The 23,527-nt window shown below is 72.2% G+C and carries 21 protein-coding genes and 1 tRNA gene; 11 read left to right on the top strand and 11 right to left on the bottom strand.

The window, feature by feature from the left end; translation table 11 throughout:
• Positions 1-208: 208 nt before the first annotated feature.
• The gene (locus ACIP64_RS18830; protein ID WP_401587727.1) at positions 209-703 is read left to right on the top strand and encodes a YwqJ-related putative deaminase; all 495 of its coding nucleotides are present in this window, start codon (positions 209-211) and stop codon (positions 701-703) included.
• Entirely contained in the window at positions 700-1,212 is a 513-nt protein-coding gene (locus ACIP64_RS18825; RefSeq protein ID WP_401587724.1) for an SUKH-3 domain-containing protein, read from the top strand. The genes ACIP64_RS18830 and ACIP64_RS18825 overlap by 4 nt, the downstream gene beginning before the upstream one ends.
• A 510-nt stretch (positions 1,213-1,722) precedes the next feature.
• Here ACIP64_RS18825 and ACIP64_RS18820 read toward each other — a convergent pair.
• Positions 1,723-3,024, bottom strand: a complete 1,302-nt coding sequence (locus tag ACIP64_RS18820; RefSeq protein ID WP_401587721.1) for a sensor histidine kinase — start codon at positions 3,022-3,024, stop codon at positions 1,723-1,725.
• Between the two features lie 175 nt (positions 3,025-3,199).
• On the opposite strand from ACIP64_RS18820, the gene ppc reads away from it, so the two are divergent.
• Positions 3,200-5,923, top strand: a complete 2,724-nt coding sequence (ppc, locus tag ACIP64_RS18815; protein WP_401587718.1) for a phosphoenolpyruvate carboxylase — start codon at positions 3,200-3,202, stop codon at positions 5,921-5,923.
• Positions 5,924-5,998: 75 nt separating this feature from the next.
• On the opposite strand, the gene ACIP64_RS18810 is transcribed toward ppc, so the two are convergent.
• Complete coding sequence (locus tag ACIP64_RS18810) at positions 5,999-6,601, bottom strand: TetR/AcrR family transcriptional regulator (RefSeq protein WP_360911025.1); 603 nt, start codon at positions 6,599-6,601, stop codon at positions 5,999-6,001.
• Between the two features lie 79 nt (positions 6,602-6,680).
• On the bottom strand, positions 6,681-7,670 hold the full coding sequence (locus ACIP64_RS18805; RefSeq protein WP_401587716.1) for an acyl-CoA desaturase: 990 nt from the start codon (positions 7,668-7,670) through the stop codon (positions 6,681-6,683).
• A gap of 246 nt (positions 7,671-7,916) precedes the next feature.
• Here ACIP64_RS18805 and ACIP64_RS18800 point away from each other — a divergent pair.
• From ACIP64_RS18800 to ACIP64_RS18775, 6 genes are all read left to right on the top strand, one after another.
• Positions 7,917-7,987, top strand: a tRNA-Gln gene (locus tag ACIP64_RS18800).
• A gap of 105 nt (positions 7,988-8,092) precedes the next feature.
• A complete protein-coding gene (glmU, locus tag ACIP64_RS18795; RefSeq protein WP_401587713.1) occupies positions 8,093-9,532 on the top strand; it encodes a bifunctional UDP-N-acetylglucosamine diphosphorylase/glucosamine-1-phosphate N-acetyltransferase GlmU in 1,440 nt (479 codons plus the stop codon).
• Between the two features lie 140 nt (positions 9,533-9,672).
• Positions 9,673-10,650: a ribose-phosphate diphosphokinase gene (locus ACIP64_RS18790; protein WP_401587711.1), complete on the top strand. Its 978-nt coding sequence runs from the start codon at positions 9,673-9,675 to the stop codon at positions 10,648-10,650.
• Between the two features lie 189 nt (positions 10,651-10,839).
• Positions 10,840-11,460 (top strand): 50S ribosomal protein L25/general stress protein Ctc, encoded by a 621-nt coding sequence (locus ACIP64_RS18785; RefSeq protein WP_401587709.1) that lies wholly within the window; start codon positions 10,840-10,842, stop codon positions 11,458-11,460.
• 86 nt (positions 11,461-11,546) lie between these two features.
• A complete protein-coding gene (pth, locus tag ACIP64_RS18780) occupies positions 11,547-12,134 on the top strand; it encodes an aminoacyl-tRNA hydrolase (protein ID WP_401587707.1) in 588 nt (195 codons plus the stop codon).
• 50 nt (positions 12,135-12,184) lie between these two features.
• Positions 12,185-12,679, top strand: coding sequence for a hypothetical protein (locus ACIP64_RS18775; protein ID WP_401587704.1), 495 nt, complete (start codon positions 12,185-12,187; stop codon positions 12,677-12,679).
• Positions 12,680-12,704: 25 nt separating this feature from the next.
• Here the strand turns inward: ACIP64_RS18775 and ACIP64_RS18770 are convergent, their stop codons facing one another.
• Both ACIP64_RS18770 and ACIP64_RS18765 read right to left on the bottom strand, forming a co-directional pair.
• Positions 12,705-13,070, bottom strand: coding sequence for a VOC family protein (locus ACIP64_RS18770; RefSeq protein ID WP_401587999.1), 366 nt, complete (start codon positions 13,068-13,070; stop codon positions 12,705-12,707).
• A 5-nt stretch (positions 13,071-13,075) separates the two neighbouring features.
• On the bottom strand, positions 13,076-13,897 hold the full coding sequence (locus tag ACIP64_RS18765) for a trans-aconitate 2-methyltransferase (protein WP_401587702.1): 822 nt from the start codon (positions 13,895-13,897) through the stop codon (positions 13,076-13,078).
• Between the two features lie 121 nt (positions 13,898-14,018).
• Here ACIP64_RS18765 and ACIP64_RS18760 point away from each other — a divergent pair, with 121 nt between their 5' ends.
• Together ACIP64_RS18760 and ACIP64_RS18755 are read left to right on the top strand one after the other, a co-directional pair.
• Positions 14,019-14,516 carry a MarR family transcriptional regulator gene (locus tag ACIP64_RS18760; protein WP_360910790.1) on the top strand — a complete coding sequence of 166 codons (498 nt, stop codon included), beginning with the start codon at positions 14,019-14,021 and terminating at the stop codon, positions 14,514-14,516.
• 240 nt (positions 14,517-14,756) lie between these two features.
• On the top strand, positions 14,757-15,881 hold the full coding sequence (locus ACIP64_RS18755; protein ID WP_401587699.1) for an SH3 domain-containing protein: 1,125 nt from the start codon (positions 14,757-14,759) through the stop codon (positions 15,879-15,881).
• 61 nt (positions 15,882-15,942) lie between these two features.
• Here the strand turns inward: ACIP64_RS18755 and ACIP64_RS18750 are convergent, their stop codons facing one another.
• From ACIP64_RS18750 to ACIP64_RS18725, 6 genes are all read right to left on the bottom strand, one after another.
• Positions 15,943-16,749 (bottom strand): LuxR C-terminal-related transcriptional regulator, encoded by an 807-nt coding sequence (locus tag ACIP64_RS18750; protein ID WP_401587697.1) that lies wholly within the window; start codon positions 16,747-16,749, stop codon positions 15,943-15,945.
• Positions 16,750-17,047: 298 nt separating this feature from the next.
• Positions 17,048-18,196, bottom strand: a complete 1,149-nt coding sequence (gene galK, locus ACIP64_RS18745) for a galactokinase (protein ID WP_401587695.1) — start codon at positions 18,194-18,196, stop codon at positions 17,048-17,050.
• 7 nt (positions 18,197-18,203) lie between these two features.
• A complete protein-coding gene (gene galE, locus ACIP64_RS18740; protein ID WP_401587692.1) occupies positions 18,204-19,208 on the bottom strand; it encodes a UDP-glucose 4-epimerase GalE in 1,005 nt (334 codons plus the stop codon).
• An 85-nt stretch (positions 19,209-19,293) separates the two neighbouring features.
• Positions 19,294-20,340: a galactose-1-phosphate uridylyltransferase gene (gene galT / locus ACIP64_RS18735; RefSeq protein ID WP_401587690.1), complete on the bottom strand. Its 1,047-nt coding sequence runs from the start codon at positions 20,338-20,340 to the stop codon at positions 19,294-19,296.
• Between the two features lie 530 nt (positions 20,341-20,870).
• Complete coding sequence (locus ACIP64_RS18730) at positions 20,871-21,605, bottom strand: response regulator transcription factor (protein ID WP_401587688.1); 735 nt, start codon at positions 21,603-21,605, stop codon at positions 20,871-20,873.
• Positions 21,606-21,889: 284 nt separating this feature from the next.
• Positions 21,890-23,458, bottom strand: a complete 1,569-nt coding sequence (locus ACIP64_RS18725) for a PQQ-binding-like beta-propeller repeat protein (RefSeq protein ID WP_401587687.1) — start codon at positions 23,456-23,458, stop codon at positions 21,890-21,892.
• Positions 23,459-23,527 lie beyond the last annotated feature (69 nt).

Here is a 23,527-nt window from a genome sequence, read left to right as displayed (position 1 = left end):
ATCCGTACAACCAGTGGCCAACACCAGGACGACCGGGAGGCGGTGGCACATAGGACTGCGACACCCATCTCCCCCCAGTGCCGTGACATCCGGCACAAAGTAAACCTCTCACCTCACAACCGACTTCCGTAACGCGCGATCAATTGGCAGTCTTACGCGGATAAGGGGGACGTCCTTCTCGAAGGACGGATCGGAGGGTCATAGGAACATGCTGACGAGAGGAGCCGCGGACCCGCGGCTGACCTGGGGAAGTGAGGAAGCGCCACCCCCGCCCGTGCTGCGCCACCGCCGCGACGGCATCCTGCCGGCGGTCGCCGCCGCACTGTCGGTCAAGGACGAGGTGCTCACCTGCACCGGGAGCAAGGGCGAACAGCCGCCCGCACTGCACCCCCTGGTCCAGGACGCCCTCGACACCCTGCCGGTAGCACAGCGTGAGCGGTTCACCGGCCGGTGCCCGGAACCCGTCCTGCTGTCCCGCTGGCTCACCGAGGCCGACACGGGGCGCAGCAAGCGCGCCGCGCGCAAGCCGTTCACCCACGCCGATGCCCGCAAGGCACTCAAGGGCGCGAAACTGACGTCCCGTCATATACGCGAGGACGGCGACCCCGAGCACGGCGGCTACGCGCCACCCTGCCGCACCTGCCTCCCGCTGCTCGAGCACTTCGGCGTGCGGGCCTTCGACCCGGGGAGCGAGACCGAGTGAACGCGAGCGACGCCCTCAACGCCCGGACCACCTCGACGCGCTTCCCCGTCGGCGTCGACGCCGCGCTGCGCGCCGCGGGCTGGCAGCCCGGCCAGTGGGACATCCGCCGGGCCGAGGTCTGGGCCGACACCCTGCGCGCCTACGTCTCCCCCGGCGGCCACCGGCACAGCGTCTTCCCGGCCGCCGTCGAGGCCTGGGCCGAATTCGGCGGCCTGACCGTCCCCGCGGTCTCCGCCCCCGGCCGCCCCCAGGTCGCACCGAGCGGCGTCGTCATCGACCCCCTCCAGGGCCTCCACCTCGCCCGCACCTGGGGCGATCTGGGCTCCGCCCTCGACACGGAGGTGGCGCCGCTGGGGGTGGAGTCCACGGGGCAGGGGCACCTGGGGATTGATGCGCTGGGGCGGGTGTACTGCGTGGACCACACCGGGGACTACTACTTGGGCCCGACGATCGACGCTGCGCTGTGCACGGTCACGGCAGGCCTGCGCCCCCACCGCCTCACGCTCTGACGCCCCCGGTTTTGGTTTTTCCCCCGCCCTCCCGCCCGATTACCCGGCGCGGTAAGTGCGGGCCCCGCGCTCTGTCCGCTGTGGGGTCGGCGCCGCTCCGGAGTCCGTCCTCGGCGCTCGCGGGTTACCCCAGCAATTTGTGTGCCGCAGTCGCCGCTCGTCGCCTGCGGGCGGACCCCGGCGCACCCCCTCCCGGGTCGGCTGGGGCGACTGACGGCCGGTGGGGGTTCGGAGAGCACTTGCGGCAACCCCGGACCGCCTTCTCACCCACCCACCGGGGATCAGGCGCAATACGAGACGGAGGGGGCGGGGTCGGAGGGGTGGCGTTCTGGACACTGGAGCATATTTGGGTGCACAACCCGGGGCACGCAGCCGACAGTGCCTGAGGCACCTAAATGTGCTGTCCAGAATGGCAGCCCCGGAGGCCCCGCACCCGGCCCCCAACAACTGGCGTCGGGGCGCCCAGACTTCACAGGGCACACGGGCGGGCGGGCGGGGAAAAAACCGAGCTCACGCCGGGAGGAGGGCCGAGACGCGGAAGCCGCCTTCCGGGGTGGTGCCCGCGGCGAAGCCGCCCCCCAGGGCGGTCACCCGCTCCCGCATCCCGATGAGCCCGTTCCCGCCGCTAGGCAACGCCATCGGCGGTACCCCGCCGGACGGCCCGTTCTGCACCAGGACGGCGACCTCCGCCTCGCGGTACGCCAGGCGGATGCGGGCGCGGGCGCCCGGGGCGTGCTTGTGGACGTTGGTGAGCGCCTCCTGCACCACGCGGTACACCGTGGCCTCCACGCGCGCGGCGAGCCGCCGCTGCGCCCCTTCGACGGTGTACTCCACGTGCATGCCGGCGGCCCGCGACTCCTCGACGAGGGCGTGGAGTTCCGCGAGGCAGGGCCCGGAGTCGTCGGGCTCTTCGGGGGGCGCGGGGGCGGGCTCCACGGGCGCGGTGACAGCGGGCACGTCCGGCCCCGCCGGCCCCGTCCGCAGGACGCCCAGCATCTCGCGGAGTTCGTTGAGCGCCTGCCGTCCCATGTCGCCCAGGAGCTGCGCGCTCGCCGAGGCCTTCTCGGGGTCCTTGACGGCGATCGCCTGGAGGGCCGCCGCGTGGACGACCATGAGGCTCACGCGGTGGGCGACCACGTCGTGCATCTCGCGGGCGATGCGGGTGCGTTCCTCCATGCGGGCCCGTTCGGCGCGTTCGGTGGCCTTCTCCGCCAGCAGCGACAGCTCCCGTTCCAGGCCGTCCGCCCGCTCGCGCAGCGACTCGACGAGCCGCCGCCGGGCGCCGGCGTAGAGCCCGAGCAGCACGGGCGGCGCGGTCACGCCGAGCGCCGCGAGCACGGAGGTGAGGGCGACCGCGACGAGCGGCGCGTGGTAGGTGCCGGAGCTGAGGTCGCCGTGCATCTGGAGGAAGGTGACGATCAGCGTGCCGAGCATGGTCATGCCGGACAGCACGGCGATGATGCGCCGGGGCACGTCGGAGGCGGCCAGGGTGTAGAGGCCGACGATGCTGAGCAGGATGCCCATCTGGGCGGGGGTGATCGCGATGGACACGAGGACCACCGCCACCGGCCACCGCCGGCGCAGCACCAGCAGGGAGCCGGCCAGCAGGCCGAAGACGCCCGCGACGACCGGGGACACGCCGGTCTTCTGCGCGAAGGCCACGCCCTCGACGAGGCACTCCAGGGCCGACACGGCGGCCAGCACCACGTCGAGGACCATGCTGCGCCGCCGGGCCCACCACCACGGCCCGGCGGCGGCCCCCCGGCTCCGTCCTCCAGCTCCGTCCGGTACGTACTCCCCCGTCGTACTCATACGGCCCAGCCTAGACGCGGCGCTGTCCGCCTGGCGGTCAGCCCCGGTCGCGGGCGGACGGCCCTTCTATCCTGGTGGCGTCGGACAGCGCGGTCCGCCCCCCGGACGACCCGCAGCGCGGGGCGCCCTTGCGTTTCTTGCCGCGATCCATACCACTGCACTAGGAGCCGCACCTGTGAGCAGCGCCGACAACACGACCGAGAGCGCACCCCTGCGCGCGGACATCCGCCGCCTGGGAGACCTCCTCGGCGGGACGCTCGTACGGCAGGAAGGCCAGGAACTCCTCGACCTCGTGGAGAGGGTGCGGGCGCTGACCCGCAGCGACGGCGAGGCCGCCGCCGCCCTTCTCGGCGACACGGATCTGCAGACCGCCGCCAAGCTGGTGCGCGCCTTCTCCACCTACTTCCATCTCGCCAATGTCACCGAGCAGGTGCACCGCGGCCGTGAGCTGCGGGCCCGGCGGGCCACCGACGGGAGCCTGCTGGCCCGTACGGCGGACCTGCTGAAGGACGCCGATCCCGAGCACCTGCGCCAGTCCGTGCGCAACCTCAATGTGCGGCCGGTCTTCACCGCCCACCCGACCGAGGCGGCCCGCCGCAGCGTGCTGAACAAGCTGCGCCGCATCGCCGCCCTGCTGGACAAGCCGCAGGACACCGACCGCCGCAGGACCGATGTGCGGCTGGCGGAGAACATCGACCTGCTGTGGCAGACCGACGAGCTGCGCGTGGTGCGTCCCGAGCCCGCGGACGAGGCGCGCAACGCCATCTACTACCTGGACGAGCTGCACACCCGCGCCGTGGGCGACGTGCTGGAGGACCTGGCCGCCGAGCTGGAGCGGGTGGGGGTGCCGCTGCCGCCGGAGACCCGCCCGCTGACCTTCGGCACGTGGATCGGCGGCGACCGCGACGGAAACCCGAACGTCACGCCGCAGGTCACCTGGGACGTGCTGATCCTCCAGCACGAGCACGGCATCACCGACGCGCTGGAGCTCGTCGACGACCTGCGGGCGATGCTGTCGAACTCCATCCGCAACTCCGGGGCCAGCCCGGAGCTGCTGGCCGATCTGGAGGAGGACCTCAAGCGGCTGCCGGGGATCAGCCCGCGCTACCGGCGGCTGAACGCGGAGGAGCCGTACCGGCTCAAGGCCACCTGCATCCGGCAGAAGCTGCTCAACACGCGCGAGCGGCTGGCCACCGGCACCCCGCACGTCCCCGGCAAGGACTACCTGGGCACCTCCGAGCTGGTGGCCGACCTGCGCCTGATCCAGGAGTCGCTGCGCGCCAACCGCGGCGAGCTGATCGCCGACGGCCGCCTGGACCGCACCATCCGCACGCTGTCGGCCTTCGGCCTCCAGCTGGCCACGATGGACGTGCGCGAGCACGCGGACGCCCACCACCACGCCCTCGGCCAGCTCTTCGACCGCCTCGGCGAGGAGTCCTGGCGGTACGCGGACATGCCGCGCGAGTACCGGCGCAAGCTGCTCGCCAAGGAGCTGCGCTCGCGCCGTCCGCTGGCGCCCACCCCGGCGCCGCTGGACGCGGACGGGGCGAAGACGCTCGGCGTCTTCCACACCGTCGCCGAGGCCTTCGAGCGTTTCGGGCCGGAGGTCGTGGAGTCGTACATCATCTCGATGTGCCTCGGCTCGGACGACGTCTTCGCGGCGGCGGTGCTGGCGCGCGAGGCCGGGCTGATCGACCTGCACGGGGACGTCGCCAGGATCGGCATCGTGCCGCTGCTGGAGACCACCGACGAGCTGAAGGTCGCCGACAAGCTGCTCGACGAGATGCTCTCCGACCCCTCGTACCGCAAGCTCGTCTCGCTGCGCGGGGACGTGCAGGAGGTCATGCTCGGCTACAGCGACAGCTCGAAGTTCGGCGGCATCACCACCTCGCAGTGGGAGATCCACCGCGCGCAGCGGCGGCTGCGCGACGTGGCGCACCGGCACGGGGTGCGGCTGCGGCTGTTCCACGGCCGCGGCGGCACGGTGGGCCGGGGCGGCGGCCCCACGCACGACGCGATCCTGGCGCAGCCGTGGGGCACGCTGGAGGGCGAGATCAAGGTGACCGAGCAGGGCGAGGTCATCTCCGACAAGTACCTCATCCCGTCGCTGGCCCGGGAGAACCTGGAGCTGACGGTGGCGGCCACGTTGCAGGCCTCGGCCCTGCACACGGCCCCGCGGCAGTCCGACGCGGCGCTGGCCCGCTGGGACGCCGCCATGGACGTGGTCTCCGACGCCGCGCACGCGGCCTACCGGCGGCTGGTGGAGGACCCGGACCTGCCGGCGTACTTCTTCGCCTCCACGCCGGTCGACCAGCTCGCGGAGCTGCACCTGGGATCCCGGCCGTCGCGCCGCCCGGACAGCGGCGCGGGCCTGGACGGCCTGCGGGCCATCCCGTGGGTGTTCGGCTGGACGCAGTCGCGGCAGATCGTGCCCGGCTGGTTCGGTGTCGGCTCGGGGCTGAAGGCGGCCCGGGAGGCGGGCCGGGAGGCGGACATCGCCGAGGCGTACGAGCGGTGGCACTTCTTCCGCAACTTCCTGTCCAACGTCGAGATGACGCTGGCCAAGACGGACCTGCGGATCGCCCGGCACTACGTGGACACCCTGGTGCCGGACGAGCTCAAGCACGTCTTCGACGTCATCACGGCGGAGCACGAGCTGACGGTCGCCGAGGTGCTGCGGATCACCGGTGAGGCGGAGCTGCTGGACGCGCAGCCGGCGCTGCGGCAGACCTTCCACATCCGGGACGCCTACCTGGACCCGATCTCCTACCTCCAGGTGGCGCTGCTGCACCGGCAGCGGGAGGCCGCGGCCCGCGGCGAGGAGCCCGATCCGCTGCTGGCCCGCGCGCTGCTGCTGACCGTCAACGGTGTGGCGGCCGGTCTGCGCAACACCGGCTGATCCGTCCCGTACGGCGAAGGCGCCGCCCCCGCCCGGGGTGCGGCGCCTTCGGCGTGCCGGGTCCACTTCCGTGGTTCAGTTCTTGCGGTGGCCGATCAGCCGGGGGCGGGGCTCCAGGCCCGACAGCCCGTTCCAGGAGAGGTTGACCAGGTGCGCGGCGACCTCGGCCTTCTTCGGCTTCTGGGCGTCCAGCCACCACTGCCCGGTCAGCGCGACCATGCCGACCAGCGCCTGCGCGTACATCGGGGCGAGCTTGGGGTCGAAGCCGCGCTGCTTGAACTCCATGCCCAGGATGTCCTCCACCTGGGTGGCGATGTCGCTGATCAGCGAGGCGAAGGTGCCCGTGGACTGCGCGACCGGGGAGTCCCGGACGAGGATCCGGAAGCCGTCGGTGAACTGCTCGATGTAGTCGAGGAGGGCGAAGGCGGCCTGTTCCAGCAGTTCGCGCGGATGGCCACCGGTGAGCGCGCCGGTGACCATGTCCAGCAGCTGGCGCATCTCGCGGTCCACGACGACGGCGTAGAGGCCCTCCTTGCCGCCGAAGTGCTCGTACACCACGGGCTTGGACACGCCCGCCTTGTGCGCGATCTCCTCGACGGAGGTGGCCTCGAAGCCGCGTTCGGCGAAGAGCGTGCGGCCCACGTCGAGGAGTTGCTCCCGGCGCTCCTTGCCCGTCATGCGCACCCGGCGGGTACGCCGGGACGACGTGGCCGCCTCGCTTCCTCTGCTGCTACTGCTGCCGTCGCTCACCCGTCAATCATGCCGCTTCGCTGACACTTTCCTTACGGCGGGCCGCGATACGGTCGGCGGTCGGCCAGCGCACGTCCGTGGCCCAGCCGAGCTGCTCCATCCAGCGGATGATGCGGGCGCTGGAGTCGATCTGGCCGCGCAGCACGCCGTGCCGGGCGCTGGTCGGGTCGGCGTGGTGCAGGTTGTGCCAGGACTCGCCGCAGGACAGGACGGCCAGCCACCAGACGTTGCCGGACTTGTCGCGGGAGCGGAAGGGGCGCTTGCCGACCGCGTGGCAGATCGAGTTGATCGACCACGTGACGTGGTGCAGCAGTGCGACGCGGACCAGGGAGCCCCAGAAGAAGGCGGTGAGGGCGCCGGTCCACGACATGGTGGCCAGACCGCCGACGAGCGGGGGCAGCCCCAGCGAGACGGTCGTCCAGAGCCAGAAGTCGCGGCTCACGCGGCGGATCGCCGGGTCCTTGACCAGGTCCGGGGCGTACTTCTGCTGCGGCGTCTGCTCCTCGTCGAAGAGCCAGCCCATGTGCGCCCACCACAGGCCCTTCAGCAGGGCCGGCAGGGTCTCCCCGTAGCGCCAGGGGCTGTGCGGGTCGCCCTCGGCGTCGGAGAACTTGTGGTGCTTGCGGTGGTCGGCGACCCAGCGGACGACCGGGCCCTCGACGGCCATGGAGCCCGCGATCGCCAGGGCGATCTTCAGCGGCCGCTTGGCCTTGAACGAGCCGTGGGTGAAGTGGCGGTGGAAGCCGATGGTGATGCCGTGGCAGCCCAGGAAGTACATCCCGACCATCAGGCCGAGATCGAGCCAGCTCAGGCCCCAGCCCCACGCGAGCGGGATCGCCGCGACGAGTGCGAGGAAGGGGATGCCGATGAAGAGCCCGAGGGTGATCTGTTCGAGGGACCCTTTCCGGTCCGCGCCGAGGGTGGCTCGGGGAATCGAGGTGTCGTCGCCGGACCCGGGTTCCGGGGACTCGGTGATCACGTCGGTCTGTGTGGTCATGGGGGTCCCTCACGATGTCGGGGAGCTACGCAACCGTAACCTACGGTGCCGTAGTTCCGGCAACTCCACGTGACGGCCGAACCGAGCGCGCGTGTCGACCGGAATACGGCTCTTGGCACATGTACCCACGATCGGGGAAGGAGAAGTGCCGATCTTTGTCGTCGCATTGGGGGGCCTCGGTGCGGCATAGTGGGGGAGGCCGAACGGGCACCTCCGCGGAGGCGCCCGGTACGACGGCTTCTGCCATCCGCTGTGGTGTAACGGCAGCACTGAGGGTTTTGGTCCCTTAAGTCCGGGTTCGAATCCTGGCAGCGGAGCGCCTCTCCCGGGTCGTCCCCGGTTTTCGGACCTTCCGCGTCGAGCGCCCGTTACGCCCCGGTATCCTGCGGGTGTCTGTCACCCCACGCCGAGGAGCCCGTTCCGTGAGCGCCCACCGCCCGGCTGCCGTCATCGTCCTTGCCGCGGGTGAGGGCACCCGCATGAAGTCGGCAACCCCCAAAGTCCTGCACGCGATCAGTGGCCGCTCCCTGGTGGGGCACGTCGTCGCCGCCGCGAACGCCCTGGACCCCGAGCACCTGCTCGTCGTCGTGGGCCACGCCCGGGACCGGGTGACCGCGCACCTGGGCGAGATCGACCCGTCGATCCGCACCGCGGTCCAGCACGAGCAGAACGGCACCGGCCACGCGGTCCGCGTCGGCCTGGCGGAACTCCCCGAGCTCAGCGGCACGGTGGTGATCGCCGCCGGCGACACCCCGCTGCTCACCCCGGACACGCTGCGCGCCCTGGTCGCCGCGCACGCGGCCGACGACAACGCCGTGACCGTGCTGACCGCCGAGGTCCCCGACCCGACGGGCTACGGCCGCATCGTGCGCGGCGGCGACGGCTCGGTGCTGGCGATCGTGGAGCAGAAGGACGCCGACGACGAGCAGCGCGCCATCCGCGAGATCAACTCCGGGGTGTTCGCGTTCGACGCGGCGCTGCTGGCGCAGACGCTGGCCAAGGTGACCACGGACAACGCCCAGGGCGAGGAGTACCTGACCGACACCCTCGGCATCCTGCGCGAGACCGGCCACCGCGTCGGCGCCTGCGTGGCCGCCGACCACCGCGAGATCGCCGGGATCAACAACCGCGTTCAGCTCGCCGAGGCCCGCCGGCTGCTCAACGACCGCCTGCTGGAACGGGCGATGCTCGAAGGCGCGACGATCATGGACCCGGCCTCCACGTGGGTGGACGTCGCGGTGGAGTTCGAGCCCGACACGGTCGTGCTGCCGAACACCCAGCTGTACGGCGCCACCCGGCTCGCCGCGGGCGCCGAGGTGGGCCCCAACTGCACCCTGACCGACACCGTGGTCGGCCCCGGTGCCCGCGTGGTCAACGCGGTCTGCGACAGCGCCGAGATCGGCGAGGCGGCCAGTGTGGGTCCGTACGCCTACCTGCGCCCCGGCACGCGGCTGGGCCCGAAGTCCAAGGCCGGCACGTACGTGGAGATGAAGAACGCCACGGTCGGGGAGGGCACCAAGGTGCCGCATCTGTCGTACGTCGGCGACGCGACCATCGGCGAGTACACCAACATCGGCGCGGCCAGCGTCTTCGTGAACTACGACGGCCAGACCAAGCACCACACCACCATCGGCTCCCACTGCCGCACCGGCTCGGACAACATGTTCGTGGCGCCCGTCACAGTCGGGGACGGCGCGTACACCGCCGCGGGCTCGGTCATCACCAAGGACGTGCCCGCCGGTTCGCTCGCCGTCGCGCGCGGTCAGCAGCGCAACATCGAGGGCTGGGTGGCCCGGAAGCGGCCGGGCAGCGCCGCGGCACACGCCGCCGAGCGTGCCGAGCAGGAGGAGCGGGACGCCTAGCCGGACCCGGGGCAGGGGCGGAAGAGGCCATTCTCACGTGCGCGGCCGCCTCCAGCAGCGCGTACCGTGTGAGGTGCACACAATTCCGCCGGCTTGCCGACCGTGGGCGAAGCTGCGTTGAACATCAAGGAGACGGTGCAGTGACCGGGATCAAGACGACCGGTGAGAAGAAGCTGATGCTCTTCTCCGGCCGCGCACACCCCGAGCTCGCGGAGGAGGTGGCACGCGAGCTGGGCGTTTCCCTTGTGCCGACCAAGGCCTTCGACTTCGCGAACGGTGAGATCTACGTCCGTTTCGAGGAGTCGGCGCGCGGCTCGGACGCCTTCGTCATCCAGAGCCACACCGCTCCGATCAACAAGTGGATCATGGAGCAACTCATCATGATCGACGCGCTGAAGCGGGCCTCCGCCAAGCGCATCACCGTGGTCGTGCCCTTCTACGGCTACGCCCGGCAGGACAAGAAGCACCGCGGCCGCGAGCCCATCTCGGCGCGGCTCGTCGCGGACATACTGAAGACCGCCGGTGCCGACCGCATCCTCACCGTCGACCTGCACACGGACCAGATCCAGGGCTTCTTCGACGGGCCGGTGGACCACCTGTTCGCGCTGCCGCTGCTGGCCGACTACGTGGGCGCCAAGGTCGACCGCTCCAAGCTCACCGTGGTCTCCCCCGACGCCGGCCGCGTCCGCGTGGCCGACCGCTGGTGCGACCGGCTCGGTGCCCCGCTGGCGATCGTCCACAAGCGGCGCGACCCGGACGTCGCCAACCAGGTCACCGTGCACGAGGTGGTCGGTGACGTGCGCGGCCGCATCTGCGTCCTGGTGGACGACATGATCGACACCGGTGGCACCATCTGCGCGGCGGCGGACGCCCTGTTCGCCAACGGCGCGGAGGACGTCATCGTGACCGCGACCCACGGTGTGCTCTCCGGCCCGGCCGCGGACCGGCTGAAGAACTCCAAGGTCAGCGAGTTCGTCTTCACGGACACGCTGCCGACGCCGGGCGAGCTGGAGCTCGACAAGATCACCGTGCTGTCGATCGCGCCGACCCTCGCCAACGCGGTCCGCGAGGTCTTCGAGGACGGTTCCGTGACGAGCCTCTTCGAGGACTCGAACTGATCAGCCGCTGATCGATTTCCGGGGCGGCCTCCCCGCCGGGTAGACTCACCGAGTTGCTCGGCGAGGGAGGCCGCTGCCGTTTCCGGCGGTGGACTCCGTTATCGACGCGCTCCTCGTAAGTGGAACGGCCCGTCGTGGGCTGGGCGACCCGACAGAAGTCCCGTCGTCATCACGAGGAGTGTGATTCCCATGTCCGAGGTGAAGATCGCCGCGCAGCTGCGCACCGAGTTCGGCAAGGGCGCTGCCCGCCGCATCCGCCGCGCGCACCAGGTCCCCGGCGTCATCTACGGCCACGGCCAGGAGCCCAAGCACGTCTCCATGCCGGGCCACGAGCTGCTGCTCGCCCTGCGCACCCCGAACGTCCTGATCAGCCTGGACATCGAGGGTGACGGCAAGGAGCTCGTCATCCCCAAGGCCGTCACCCGCGACCCGCTGAAGGGCTTCCTGGAGCACGTCGACCTGCTCGCGGTCAAGCGCGGCGAGAAGGTCACCGTCGAGATCGTGGTCAGCACCGAGGGCGAGCTCGCCCCCGGCGGCAACCTGCTGGAGCACGTGCTCAACGCGCTGCCGGTCGAGGCCGAGGCGACCCACATCCCCGACGGCGTGACCGTCTCCGTCGAGGGCCTGGAGGCCGGTACCTCCATCCTCGCCAAGGACATCCCGCTCCCCAAGGGCACCACCCTGGCCGTGGAGGAGGACACCGTCGTCCTCCAGGTCGTCGCGGCGCAGGCCGAGGCCCCCGCCGAGGGTGAGGGCGAGGAGGGCGAGGGCGCCGAGGGCGCCGAGGCCGCCGCCGCCGCCGCCGAGTAACCAGCGGCACGCAGCACGCTTTTCACGACCGCCGTCCCGCTCCGCCAGGAGCGGGACGGCGGTCCTGTTGAATGGACGCCATGAGCATGAGCGCAGCGGAAAGCGCCCCCGAGGGGCCCTGGCTGGTGGCCGGACTGGGCAACCCCGGCCCGGAGTACGCCGGCAACCGGCACAACATCGGCTTCATGGTGGCCGATCTGCTCGCCGACCGGATCGGCGGGCGCTTCAAAACCCACAAGAGCCGCTCGCAGGTGGTGGAGGGGCGCGTCAGCGGCCACCGGGTGGTCCTGGCCAAGCCGATGACGTACATGAACCTCTCGGGCGGGCCGGTGACCGCGCTGCGCGACTTCTACAAGGTGCCGCTCGGCAACATCGTCGCCGTCCACGACGAACTGGACATCGACTACGCGACGCTGCGCCTGAAGAAGGGCGGCGGCGACAACGGGCACAACGGCCTGAAGTCGATCACCAAGTCGCTCGGCCCCGACTATCTGCGGGTGCGCTGCGGCATCGGGCGCCCGCCGGGGCGGATGCAGGTGGCGGACTTTGTGCTCAAGGACTTCTCCGGCACGGAGCGCAAGGAGCTGGACTGGTTCGTGGACCGGGCGGCCGACGCGGTGGAGGCACTGATCTGCGAGGGCCTGGAGCGGGCGCAGGGCACCTACAACAGCTGACCCACCTGCGAGGTTGACCCAGGGCCAGGCGATGGCCAAGGATCGCCCGCATGGCCAAACGGAGTCTTGCCCGCCGCACTGCCGAGAGCACGTGGGGTCTGCTGCTGGTCGCCCGGATCGTGGTGCTGAGCGCACTGGTCCTGCTGATCCTCGCGGCCGGGGTGTGGACCTCGTGGAAGACCGCGCAGCACGCGATGCTCACCAAGGGGCGCGAGCGGGGGACGATGACGGTCTCCGCGTGCGCCGCCGACACCTGCACGGGGCCCTTCGTGCCGGACGGCCTCGGCTCCATCCGGGCGAAGGTGACGATCAACAAGGCGGTCACGCACCGTGTCGGCGAGCGGCTGCCCGTCGCCGTCGAGCCCGGCACCGACACGGTGGTGCGCGTCGGCACGGCCGGTGTGCTGTACACCTGGATCCCGTTCGGGGGCGCCCTGTTGCTCGCGGCGCTCGTCCTGGCGGGCCTGCTGCGGTGGACCCGTACCGCCTGGGTGGCGGGGATCGCCGGGGCGGCGCTGCTGGGGGCGGTGTTCCTCACGTTGTAGGCCCGCCGCCCCCGCGGCCGGCGCCTCAGGCCGGGTCGGGCTCCAGGAACTCCAGGCGGTTGCCGACCGGGTCCTCGGAGTAGAAGCGGCGGTGGCCCGGCAGGTCGTGGTCCCAGACGACTTTCACGCCCCGGGACTCCAGCAGATCCGCGTACGCGCGGATGTCCCGGACCCGTAGGCCCGGGTGGGCCTTGCGGGCGGGGCGGAAGTCCTCCTCCACCCCGATGTGCAGCTGGGCGCCGCCGGAGGCGAACCAGCAGCCGCCGCGGGCGGCGAGCACGGGCGGCTTGGGCACCTCGGTCATGCCGAGGACGCCGGCGTAGTACGCGCGCAGCCGCTCCTCGGCGCCGGGCGGCGCCGCGAGCTGGACGTGGTCGAGCGCGGCTATCACGGCGGTCACCGGGCCTTGCGCGCGGTGGCGAAGATCCGCCGGAACGGGAAGACCGTGCCGTGCGGACCCGTGGGGTAGGCCTTGCGCAGCAGATCGCGGTACTGGCCGAGGAACTCCGCCGCGGCCGCGGGGTCGTCGGCCAGTTCCGTGAGCACGGGGCGCAGGGCGGTGCCCTTGGTCCACTCCAGGACCGGGTCCTCGCCCTGGAGCAACTGGACGTAGGTGGTCTCCCACACGTCGACGTCCGCGTCGATGTCCGGGATGTCGATGAGGCGTTCCAGGTAGGCGGCGGGTTCGAGGATGTGGACGTAGCGGCGGCCGTGGCCGTCGCCGAGCCGGTGGCGCCAGGCCGGGGAGTCGCACAGCTCGCCCAGCAGTGCATGGCTGGGGGAGGTGAAGTTGCCCGGCACCTGGAAGGCGAGGACCCCGCCGGGCACCAGGTGCGCGGTCCACTCGGGGAAGCGCTCCGCGTGGCCCTCGACCCACTGGAGGGCGGCGTTGGAGACGATCAGGTCGTAGTCCTCGCCGGGCACCCAGTGGGCGGCGTCGGCGGCCCTGAAGTCCAGGCTGCCGCCCCCTGGGGTGGGGCCCGCGTGGGCCTGCGCGGCCTCGAGCATCTCGGCGGAGCTGTCGAAGCCGGTGATGCGCGCGGTGGGCCAGCGGTCGGCGAGCAGGGCCGTGACGTTGCCGGGGCCGCAGCCGATGTCGGCGATGCGCGGGGACGCGCCGGGGAGCTCCGGTATCCGGGCCAGAAGGTCGTGGAAGGGACGGGTCCTGTGGGTGGAGTGCCGGAGGTACTGCTGCGGGTCCCACGATGCTGCTGGCATGTCTCGAACTCCCTGACGAAAGGTGGATCTCTTCCTGCCGCCGACCTTGCCCACAAGGTTGCGGACCTAATCTCTTGATGTCAAGAGACTTCATGTCGACAGAACCACTACACTGATCCCCATGGAGGACGAGGTCGACCGGCTGGTCGCGGCGTGGCGCCGGGAGCGCCCTGACCTCGACGTCGAACCGCTCGAGGTGCTCAGCCGGGTCAGCCGGCTGGCCCGGCACCTGGACCGGGCCCGGCGTCTGGCGTTCTCCGAGCACGGCCTGGAGCCCTGGGAGTTCGACGTCCTGACGTCGCTGCGCCGCGCGGGCGCGCCCTACCAGCTCTCCCCCGGGCAATTGCTCACCCAGACGCTGGTGACGTCGGGCACGATGACCAACCGCATCGACCGGCTCACGAAGAAGGGTCTGGTGGAACGGCTCCCCGACCCCTCGGACCGGCGCGGTGTCCTCGTACGGCTCACCCCGGAGGGCCGCGACCGGGCCGACCAGGCCCTGGCGGGCCTCCTGGCACAGGAACGCGCCATCCTCGGCGAACTCTCCGACCGCCAGCGCGGGGAACTCGCCGGTCTTCTGCGCCAGTTGACGGCGCCTTTCGACAACATCCCGAGCTGAGGCCGGTTACGCGGCGTAATCGGCCGTGGAAGATCACAAACGACCACGCTCTGCCACCGGTTGCGCACCCAAAGTGGCAGATTTAGCGTGATCTACGTGAACGCCGCATAAAGGCCCGGATGGCCACCTTTGCGGCTGCCGGCGCACCCGAGCACCGGCGCCATTTTTTGAAAGGCGCCGAGCCGCGCCGGCTTCCAATCCCTGGGCCCTCTCGGGTCCCGCTCCACCTTGGAGATGCAGATGACTCTGCACACCCGCGCAAGCAAGATGGCCGCGACAGCGGTGACCGGCGCCTTGGCCGGCACCCTTGCCTTTGCCACGATGGGCACCGCGTTCGCCAACGAGACGGTTGCACCCGGCGCGCCGAAGGCCGCGCCGGCTCCCTCGGGGAACACGGAAAGCGTGGGCGCCGGCGAGGACCTCCCGGACCTGTCCGGTGAGATCGCGTCCGCATCGGCGGCCCTCCCCAACAACGCCCTCTACCAGGGCCGTGTCATCGCCCGCATCGGTCTCCGCGTCCGCAGCGGCCCGGGCACGCAGTTCAGCTCGGTGGGCGTGCTGCCGTACAACTCTCTGGTCTCGATTGTCTGCAAGACCAATGGCCAGGACATCGGTGGCAACCCGCGTTGGTACCGCCTGGCCCAGAACCTCTACGCATGGTCGGCGGGCCGCTACATCGCCAACGTCGGCGCGTCACCGCGCGTCTGCGCCGCCAGTGAACTCAGCGGTGGTGGCGGCGGTGGCATCGGCGGCGGCGGTATCGGCGGCATCGGTGGCGGGGGTATCGGCGGCATCGGTGGCGGGGGTATCGGCGGCATCGGTGGCGGGGGCATCGGCGGCATCGGCGGCGGGGGCATCGGCGGCGGTGGCGGCGGAGGCTGCTACGGCGGCGGAGGCGGTGGCGACGGCGGCCGCGACGACGGCCGCGGTGGCGGTGGCGGGGGCGGTCGCGGTGGCGACGGCGGTGGTCGCGGCGGTGAAGGCGGCGGTCGCGGTGGCGACGGCGGCGGCCGTGGCGGCGACGGCGGCGGTCGCGGCGGTGAAGGCGGCGGTCGCGGCGGTGAAGGCGGTGGTCGTGGCGGTGAAGGCGGTGGCGGCGGCAGCCGTGGCTTCAGCGTGAGCGACTACGGCGACAACGGTGGCCGTGGCGGCGACGGTGGTGGCCGTGGCGGTGAAGGCGGCGGTCGCGGCAACTACGGCGGCGGTGGCGGCAACTACGGTGGTGGCGGCGGCTGCGGTGGCGGTGGCGGCAACTACGGTGGTGGCGGCGGCGGTCGCGGCGGCGACGGTGGTGGCCGTGGCGGTGAAGGCGGCGGTCGCGGCGGCGACGGCGGCGGCCGTGGCGGTGAAGGCGGCGGTCGCTAGGACGTCGCGGTGACCCGGCGGCCCGCTCTCCCGGTTCCGGGGAGGGCGGGCCGCCGTCGTGTCACGCCGGGGCCACCGAGCCCACCCGGCCGCCGTCGCCCTCCACGGGGGGCACCCCGGCCCGCCGGGCCAGCGCCACGGCGGCCAGCGTCGAGTGGACGCCCAACTTGCCGAGCACGTTCTGCATATGGGTGCGGACCGTGTGCGGGGACAGGTACAGCCGCTCGGCCACCGCCTTGCGGCCCAGCCCCGCCACCATGCAGCGCAGGACCTCCTGCTCGCGCGGGGTGAGCGACTCCACCAGCTGTTCGCTCTCGGTGCGGTGCCGGCGCGCGGCGGTCAACTCCCGCAGCACGCCGGTGAGCAGGGCGGGCGGCAGATGGGTCTCGTCCCGGAGCACCCCGCGCATGACGGCCAGCAGCCGTGACAGCGAACAGTCCTTGGCCACCCAGCCCGACGCGCCGGCCTGCAGCGCGCGGGCGGCACGGCGGGCGTCGTCACGTTCGGCGAGCACCACCGTGCGGGTGGCGGGATGTTCGCTCCTGACGCGTTCCACCAGGGCGATGCCGTCGACACCGGCCGGCGTGCCGCCGGCCGCGGCGGGCGCGCCGGAGGCCGAAGAGGCGGCGTTGTCCACGGCGTTGAGCGTGCGCACGCCCGCCGCGCCGGCGGCCGACCCGAGGTCGGCGTCCACCAGCAGTACGTCGTAGCGGCGGCCGTCCGCCGCCGCGCGTTCGAGGCAGCGCTGGGCGGCGGCTCCGCTGCCGGCCGCCGACACGTCCACATCGGGTTCCGCGGCCAGGGCCGCGGCAAGCGACTCGGCGAAGATGCGGTGGTCGTCCACGACGAGAACACGGATTCGTCCCACGGGCCCCACTCCCGGCATTAGGCGTTCCCCCCAACGGACGAGGTTGAGGTGCACCGAGGCCCGGCACCTGGAGCGGACGCCGCATGCCGCCGGGCTAGCCGTCGTCCTCCGCCAGGTGCCGAACCCTTGTGTCTCGCCCCCTGATGCCGCCGGCCCCCACCGGCGCTGCTCAAGAGCGTAGGGGCAGGAGCAGACAAAGGCGCCGGAATGGAAAAACTGGGCGGGCGGAGTTCCCGGCCCGGGTACGCGGGTGTGACCCCCGGTGCACGGCGTGGCCCGTGCGCCGGGGGTCGTCGCGCTACGAGAGCCGCCGCGCGCCCGGCGAGGGCACCGCCGTGAAGACCCGGGGCTCGCGGTACCCCGCGTCGGCGAAGGCGGCCACGATCGACTCGGCGACCTTCTCCGCGGCCGCCTCCTCGACCAGCACGATGGCCGAGCCGCCGAAGCCGCCGCCCGTCATGCGGGCGCCGAGCGCCCCGGCCCCGGTGCCCGCGGAGACCACGAGGTCGAGTTCGGGGCAGGAGACGCGGAAGTCGTCGCGGAGCGAGGCGTGCCCCTCGGTCAGCACGGGCCCGATGGCGCGGGCGTCGCCCGCCTCCAGCAGTTCGACGACCCGCTCCACGCGCCGGTCCTCGGTCACCACGTGCCGTACCAGCGGGCGCAGTTCGGGCTCGCCGGCCAGCTGCTCCAGGGCAGCGTCGAGACCGTCGTGCGGGATGTCGCGCAGCGCGTCGACACCCAGCACGGCGGCCGCCTGCTCGCAGCCGGCCCGGCGCTTGCCGTACTCGCCCTCGCTGTGGGCGTGCGTTACCCGGGTGTCGACGACGAGCAGCCGCAGGCCCTGCGCGGCCATGTCGAACGGGATCTGACGCTGCGACAGGTCACGGGTGTCCAGCCACAGCGCGTGCCCCTCGGTGCAGCACGCCGAGGCCGTCTGGTCCATGATCCCGGTGGGGGCGCCCACATAGACGTTCTCGGCGCGCTGGCACAGCCGGGCCAGCCGCCAGGGCTCGAGTCCCAGCCCGTACAGCTCGTTGAGCGCGACGGCCGTCACCACCTCCAGTGCCGCCGACGACGACAGCCCCGCGCCGGTGGGAACGGTGCTCTCGAAGTGGATGTCGGCGCCGGTGATCACATGGCCGGCGTCGCGCAGCGCCCACACCACCCCGGCGGGGTAGTCGGCCCAGCCCGCGCCGCCCCCGGCCTCCAACTCGTCCACGTGGAGTTCGACCACGCCGCCGTCGACGTCGGGCGACGCGCTGTGCAGCCGCAGCCGTCCGTCGGCGCGGCGGGCGACCGCCGCGACGGTGGTGTGCGGCAGCGCGAAGGGCATCACGAAGCCGTCGTTGTAGTCGGTGTGCTCGCCGATGAGGTTGACCCGCCCGGGGGCGGCCCACACGCCCTCGGGACCGGTGCCGTACGTCGTTCGGAAGGCGTCCGCTGTCACTGTCGTTCTACTCCCGGTTCTGCAGGGCCTGCGTGAAGGTCCAGGCGTCGCGGACGATCTCCGCGAGGTCGGTGCGCGAGGGCCGCCAGCCCAGCCGCTCCTTGGCGCGCTCGGCGGAGGCGACGAGGACGGCGGGGTCGCCGGCCCGGCGCGGGGCGACGACCTCCGGGACGGGGTGGCCGGTGACCTGCCGGACGGTCTCGATCACCTCGCGCACCGAGAAGCCGTTGCCGTTGCCCAGGTTGCAGATCAGGTGCTCGCCCGGGGTGGCGGCGTCGACGGCGAGCAGGTGCGCCTCGGCGAGGTCGGCGACGTGGATGTAGTCGCGGATGCAGGTGCCGTCGGGGGTCGGGTAGTCGTCGCCGAAGACCGAGATGACCTCACGGCGGCCCTGGGCGACCTGGAGGACCAGCGGGATCAGGTGCGACTCGGGGTCGTGCCGCTCACCGAACTCGCCGTACGCGCCCGCCACGTTGAAGTAGCGCAGGGACACCGCGGCCAGGCCGTGCGCGACCGCCTCGCTGGTGATCATGTGGTCCACGGCGAGCTTGGACGCGCCGTACGGGTTGGTCGGCAGGGTCGGGTCGTCCTCGGTGATGGGGACGGACTTCGGCTCGCCGTAGGTGGCCGCGGTGGAGGAGAAGACCAGCCGGCGGACCCCCGCCTCGCGCATGGCGCCCAGCAGCTCCAGGGTGCCCGCGACGTTGTTGCGCCAGTACTTCTCCGGGTTGACCACGGACTCGCCGACCTGCGAGCTGGCCGCGAAGTGCAGCACAGCGTCGTACGAGGAGTCGAGCACCTTGCCGGCGTCCTGGACACGGCCCTCGACGAACGTGGCGCCGGCTGGCACGCCCGCCCGGAAGCCGGTGGACAGGTCGTCCAGCACGGTGACCTGGTGCCCGGCCTCCAGCAGGTGGGCCGCCACGACACTGCCGACATATCCGGCGCCACCGGTCACCAGGACCTTCTTGCCGCCGGTCGGGGAGGCGCCGGCGCTCGGGGTGTTGCTCATGAGGTCACAGCCTTTCTCGGGTCCGTCTCGGAGCAACCGTAGTGGGGACGGGCGAGGGCGTGCCGCGCGCGTGCCGGTGCCGGCCTCACGGGGTGGCGACCTCGCGCAGCCGGGCCGCGGCGGCCTCCGGCGGCACGTCGTTGATGAAGACGCTCATGCCGGACTCCGAGCCCGCCAGGAACTTCAGCTTCCCCTTGGTGCGGCGGATCGTGAACAGCTCCAGGTGCAGCGCGAACTCCCTGCGCAGGGGGCTGCTGAAGGGTGCCTGGTGCCAGCCGGAGATGTACGGGGTCGGCGGCTCCTCCGGGCCGAAGATCCGGTCGAAGCGGCGCAGCAGTTCCAGGTAGACCTCCGGGAACTCGGCGCGCGCGTCCTCGTCCAGCCCGAGCAGGTCGGGGACCCGGCGGCGCGGGTAGAGGTGCACCTCGTACGGCCAGTGGGCGGCGTAGGGGACGAAGGCGGTCCAGTGCTCGCCCTCCAGGACGATCCGGGAGCCGTCCTCGCGCTCGCGCTCCACGATGTCGTCGAAGAGGTTGCGGCCGCCGGTGGCCTCGCTGTGCCGCTCCAGCGAGCGCAGCATCAGCTCGGTGCGCGGGGTGGCGAAGGGGTAGCCGTAGATCTGGCCGTGCGGGTGGCCGAGGGTGACGCCGATCTCCTCGCCGCGGTTCTCGAAGCAGTAGACCTGCTCGACCCCCGCGAGCTGGGACAGCTCCCGGGTGCGGTCGGTCCAGGCGTCGAGCACCAGCCGCGCCCGCTCGGGGCTCAGCCCCGCGAAGGACTGGTCGTGGTGGTCGGTGAAGACGACCACCTCGCACCGGCCGTGTTCTCCGGAGAGCGAGGGGAAGCGGTTCTCGAAGACGGCGACCTCGTAGTGGTCGTCGGGGATCTCGGTGAGGCGGCCGTCACGCGTGGGGCACAGCGGGCACTGGTCCGCGGGCGGGTGGTACGTGCGGGCCTGCCGGTGCGAGGCGATGGCGACGGAGTCGCCCAGCAGGGCGTCGTGGCGGATCTCGGAGACCGAGGACACCGGGTCGAGCGGGCGCCGGTCGACGGCGTCGTGCACCGCGTCGTCACGGGTGTCGTAGTAGATCAGCTCGCGCCCGTCGGCGAGCCGGGTCGATGTCTTCTTCACCCTGCGGGCTCCTCACACACACCCCAACCAACAGAACCGAACACAATGAACCACAACGAAACAGGAACGTCAACGAAAGCAGCGCCACAGGGAGTGATCACCGGATGGATCAGGAGGGGGGTGGGGTCCATGACACGGCCCTCCTCGCGGCACGGCGGGCTTCGAGGACGCCACGACTTCACCGCGCGTGACGGTCCCGCGGGGCCGCGATGGCGGCATGGCGCGGTCCGCATGGGGACGTCGAAAGCGTGCGGGGCCGTCCAGGACGGGGTATCGACCCGGCGTTCGGCGCCGCCCGGACCGCCGGACCAGCGGTGACGGCCCTACCGGACACGGGCAGGACCGGGACGAGCCTCGGCGCCGCGCGGCACAGCAGGGAACCACCCGGCACCGCGGCCCTCAACGGCGCGGCGGGCGGGAATCGCCCCCGTTCACGGCGGCGAAGCGGTCACATCCCCTTCGGGGTGAGGTGGGGCGGGCGCACGCGGAAGACGTGCCGTGCCACGCCGTGCCACGCGTCGGCGCGCGGCTCAGCCCGCCCCCTCCCCCGCCGTCCCCGGAGGAGACGCCTGCGGAGGAATCACGACCCCGCCCGGAGGGCGGTGCGTGACGCGGTCCAGCAGTCCGGTGCGGGCGGCCAGTGCGGCCGCCTCCAGCCGCGACCCGACCCCGAGCTTCATCAGCACCCGCTGCACATGCGTACGGGCGGTACTCGGCGCGATCGCCATCCCCGCGGCGATCAGCCGGGTGTCCTCCCCCTCCGCGACCCGCATCAGCACCTCGACCTCGCGCGGGGTGAGCATCTGCAGCAGCCGGGTGCCCTCGTCGTCCGGCTCCACCACGGGGTTGAGCAGTTCCGCGAAGGCCCCTTGGAGCAGGGCGGGGGCCACGGCGACCTCGCCCGCGCGGGCCTTGGCCATCGCCCGTTCGACGCCCTCGATCCGCTCGTCGTGCCGGACGTAGCCCGAGGCGCCGGCGGCGAACGCGGCCGCTATCCCCCGCGGGTTGGGCACCGGGCCCAGGACCAGCACCGCCACCCCCGGCCGCTCCCGCTTGATCCGCGCGACGGCGTCGAAGGCGCCCGGCTCGGCCGGGGCCGCGGTGCCGATCAGGCACACCTCGGGTGCCCGGCTCAGGACCAGATCGGCCGCGCCCGAGGCGGGCGCGGCCGCGGCGAGCACCCGGTGCCCGCGCAGTTTCAGTGCCGAGGCGAGCGCCTCGGCCAGCAGACGATGGTCGTCGACGACGACGAGCCGTACGCCCATGGGCGTCCCCCTCATCCCCCCATGGACCGGTGCGGGCCTGCCCACCGAGTCCAAGCCGGTCCCCCTTCACATGCCGTAGCGCGGCCACCGCCCGGCGTCCCACGCGTGCCCCCACGGTGGCCCACCGCGGGCCCGGGTCATGCCCGGGAAGGTACACGCTTGTTCGACGCGGCGCGCCCCCTACCGGCCAGAAGCCTCCAGCAATTCCGAAATGACCGGTCTTCCTGGCCGCTTCTCACCCGAAACCGCTCGTTCCGTACCGTACATACCCGGAAATCGACCACTCAGCCGAAGGCCGCGATCGCCTTGCCGGTGAGGGTGGGGTTGGCGGAGATGCTGGCGGGGTTGACGAAGAAGTGGTCCTTGTAGAGCCAGTAGAAGGAGCTGCCGTCCAGGAACTGGTTCTCCAGTTCCTTGCCGCCGGCGGGGAGTTCCATGAAGTCGGCGGACGTGTGCGTGCCGGGGTCGACGGCGATCAGCCTGCCGGGCTTGTCGTACGTGTTGCGCTGATAGCCGATCACCTTGCCGTCCCGCATGCCGACGATCTTCACCTCGCGCTCCTCGCCGGGCTCCGCCAGCCACTTCGGCTTGCCGGTCCGCAGGTCCAGCGCCGCGATCTCGTTGGTCTGCGCGTAGGACTCACCGGTGCCGGCATGGCTCCGAGTGGGCAGGTAGATCGTGGTGCCGTCGATCGCGAAGTTCGCGCAGTGCGCCTCGCCGTTGGGCGGGCAGGTGACCGCGTACGTGCCCTGGTAGCCGCCGGCGCCCAGGGAGATGCGGCTCTTCATCCTGCCGTCCTCCAGGTACGCCAGATCGGTCATCAGACCGCTCGCGCCGGCCGACAGCCCGACCACGACCGGGTCGGTAGACAGGATGTTCTGCACATCGCTGCCGGTGGGCACCTGCCAGGACCACTGCTTGCGGCCGCTCTCGCTCAGCCCCTGGACGTACATGTCGCCGTTCCAGCCGCCGCACTGGACGACGGCGACCAGCTTCGCACCGCCCTTGTAGCCCTTGTCGTTGCAGTCGGAACCGGCCTTCGGGGTCCACAGGACCTCACCGGTGCCGATCCGGTAGCCGACCGAGCCGCCGAGCCACGCCAGGGCGGCGGTGTCACCGGTGACGGCGACCTGCGTGTAGTCGTGCGAGGTCTGGCCGTTCTGGTCCGGCAGCTGCTTGGCCCACAGCCTGGCGCCCTTGGCGATGTCGATCGCCATCACCTCGCCGCAGTCCGTGCCGTACGTGACGACCACGCGGTCCCCGGACGCCTCGCGCGAGGCCGGGCAGGACTCGCCGGACAGCGGGACCGACCAGTTCTCCTTGCCGGTGTCGATGTCGAAGGAGCGCACCGCGTCCGGTGTCGTCTTCACCACCGCGTTGCCGGTGAACCAGGCGTCCGGAATCGCCGCCAGGATCTCCGACTTGGGCGGACGCGCACCGTCCTTGTCCCACAGCGCCTTCGCCCGGACCACACCGCCGTCGCGCCCGCCGCTGCCACCGCCGCGGCTCGGCGACGGCGTACCGGACGTGTCCTGGCCGCCCGAGGTGAACGCCACGAACACACCGCCGCCGACGACGAGCACCGCCGCGACCGCCGCCGCGACGACGGCCACCAGCCTGCCGCCGCCCTTGCGGGGAGGCGGCGGGGGCGGTGGGAACTGCGGGTAGCCGTACGGCGGAAGGGGCTGGGTCGGGGCCTGCGCGTACGGATTGGGGCCGTACGCGCCCGGACCCGGAGGATGCGGCGGGACCGGGGCGGCGTACGGGTTGGGCTGCGGCGGCGGGTAACCGTACTGAGGCGGCTGCGGCCCGAATCCGGGCTGGTCGCCGGGCGGGGGCGGCGGCTGCGACATCAGCGGGCACCTTTCGGGCACAGGCGTGCGAGGGCGGACGGTGACCCTCTTTGTACCACCGGTGACACA

The sequence above is a fragment of the Streptomyces sp. NPDC088733 genome (assembly GCF_044751185.1).
Classification (GTDB): Bacteria; Actinomycetota; Actinomycetes; order Streptomycetales; family Streptomycetaceae; genus Actinacidiphila.
This window is presented reverse-complemented; position numbering and strand designations above follow the sequence as displayed.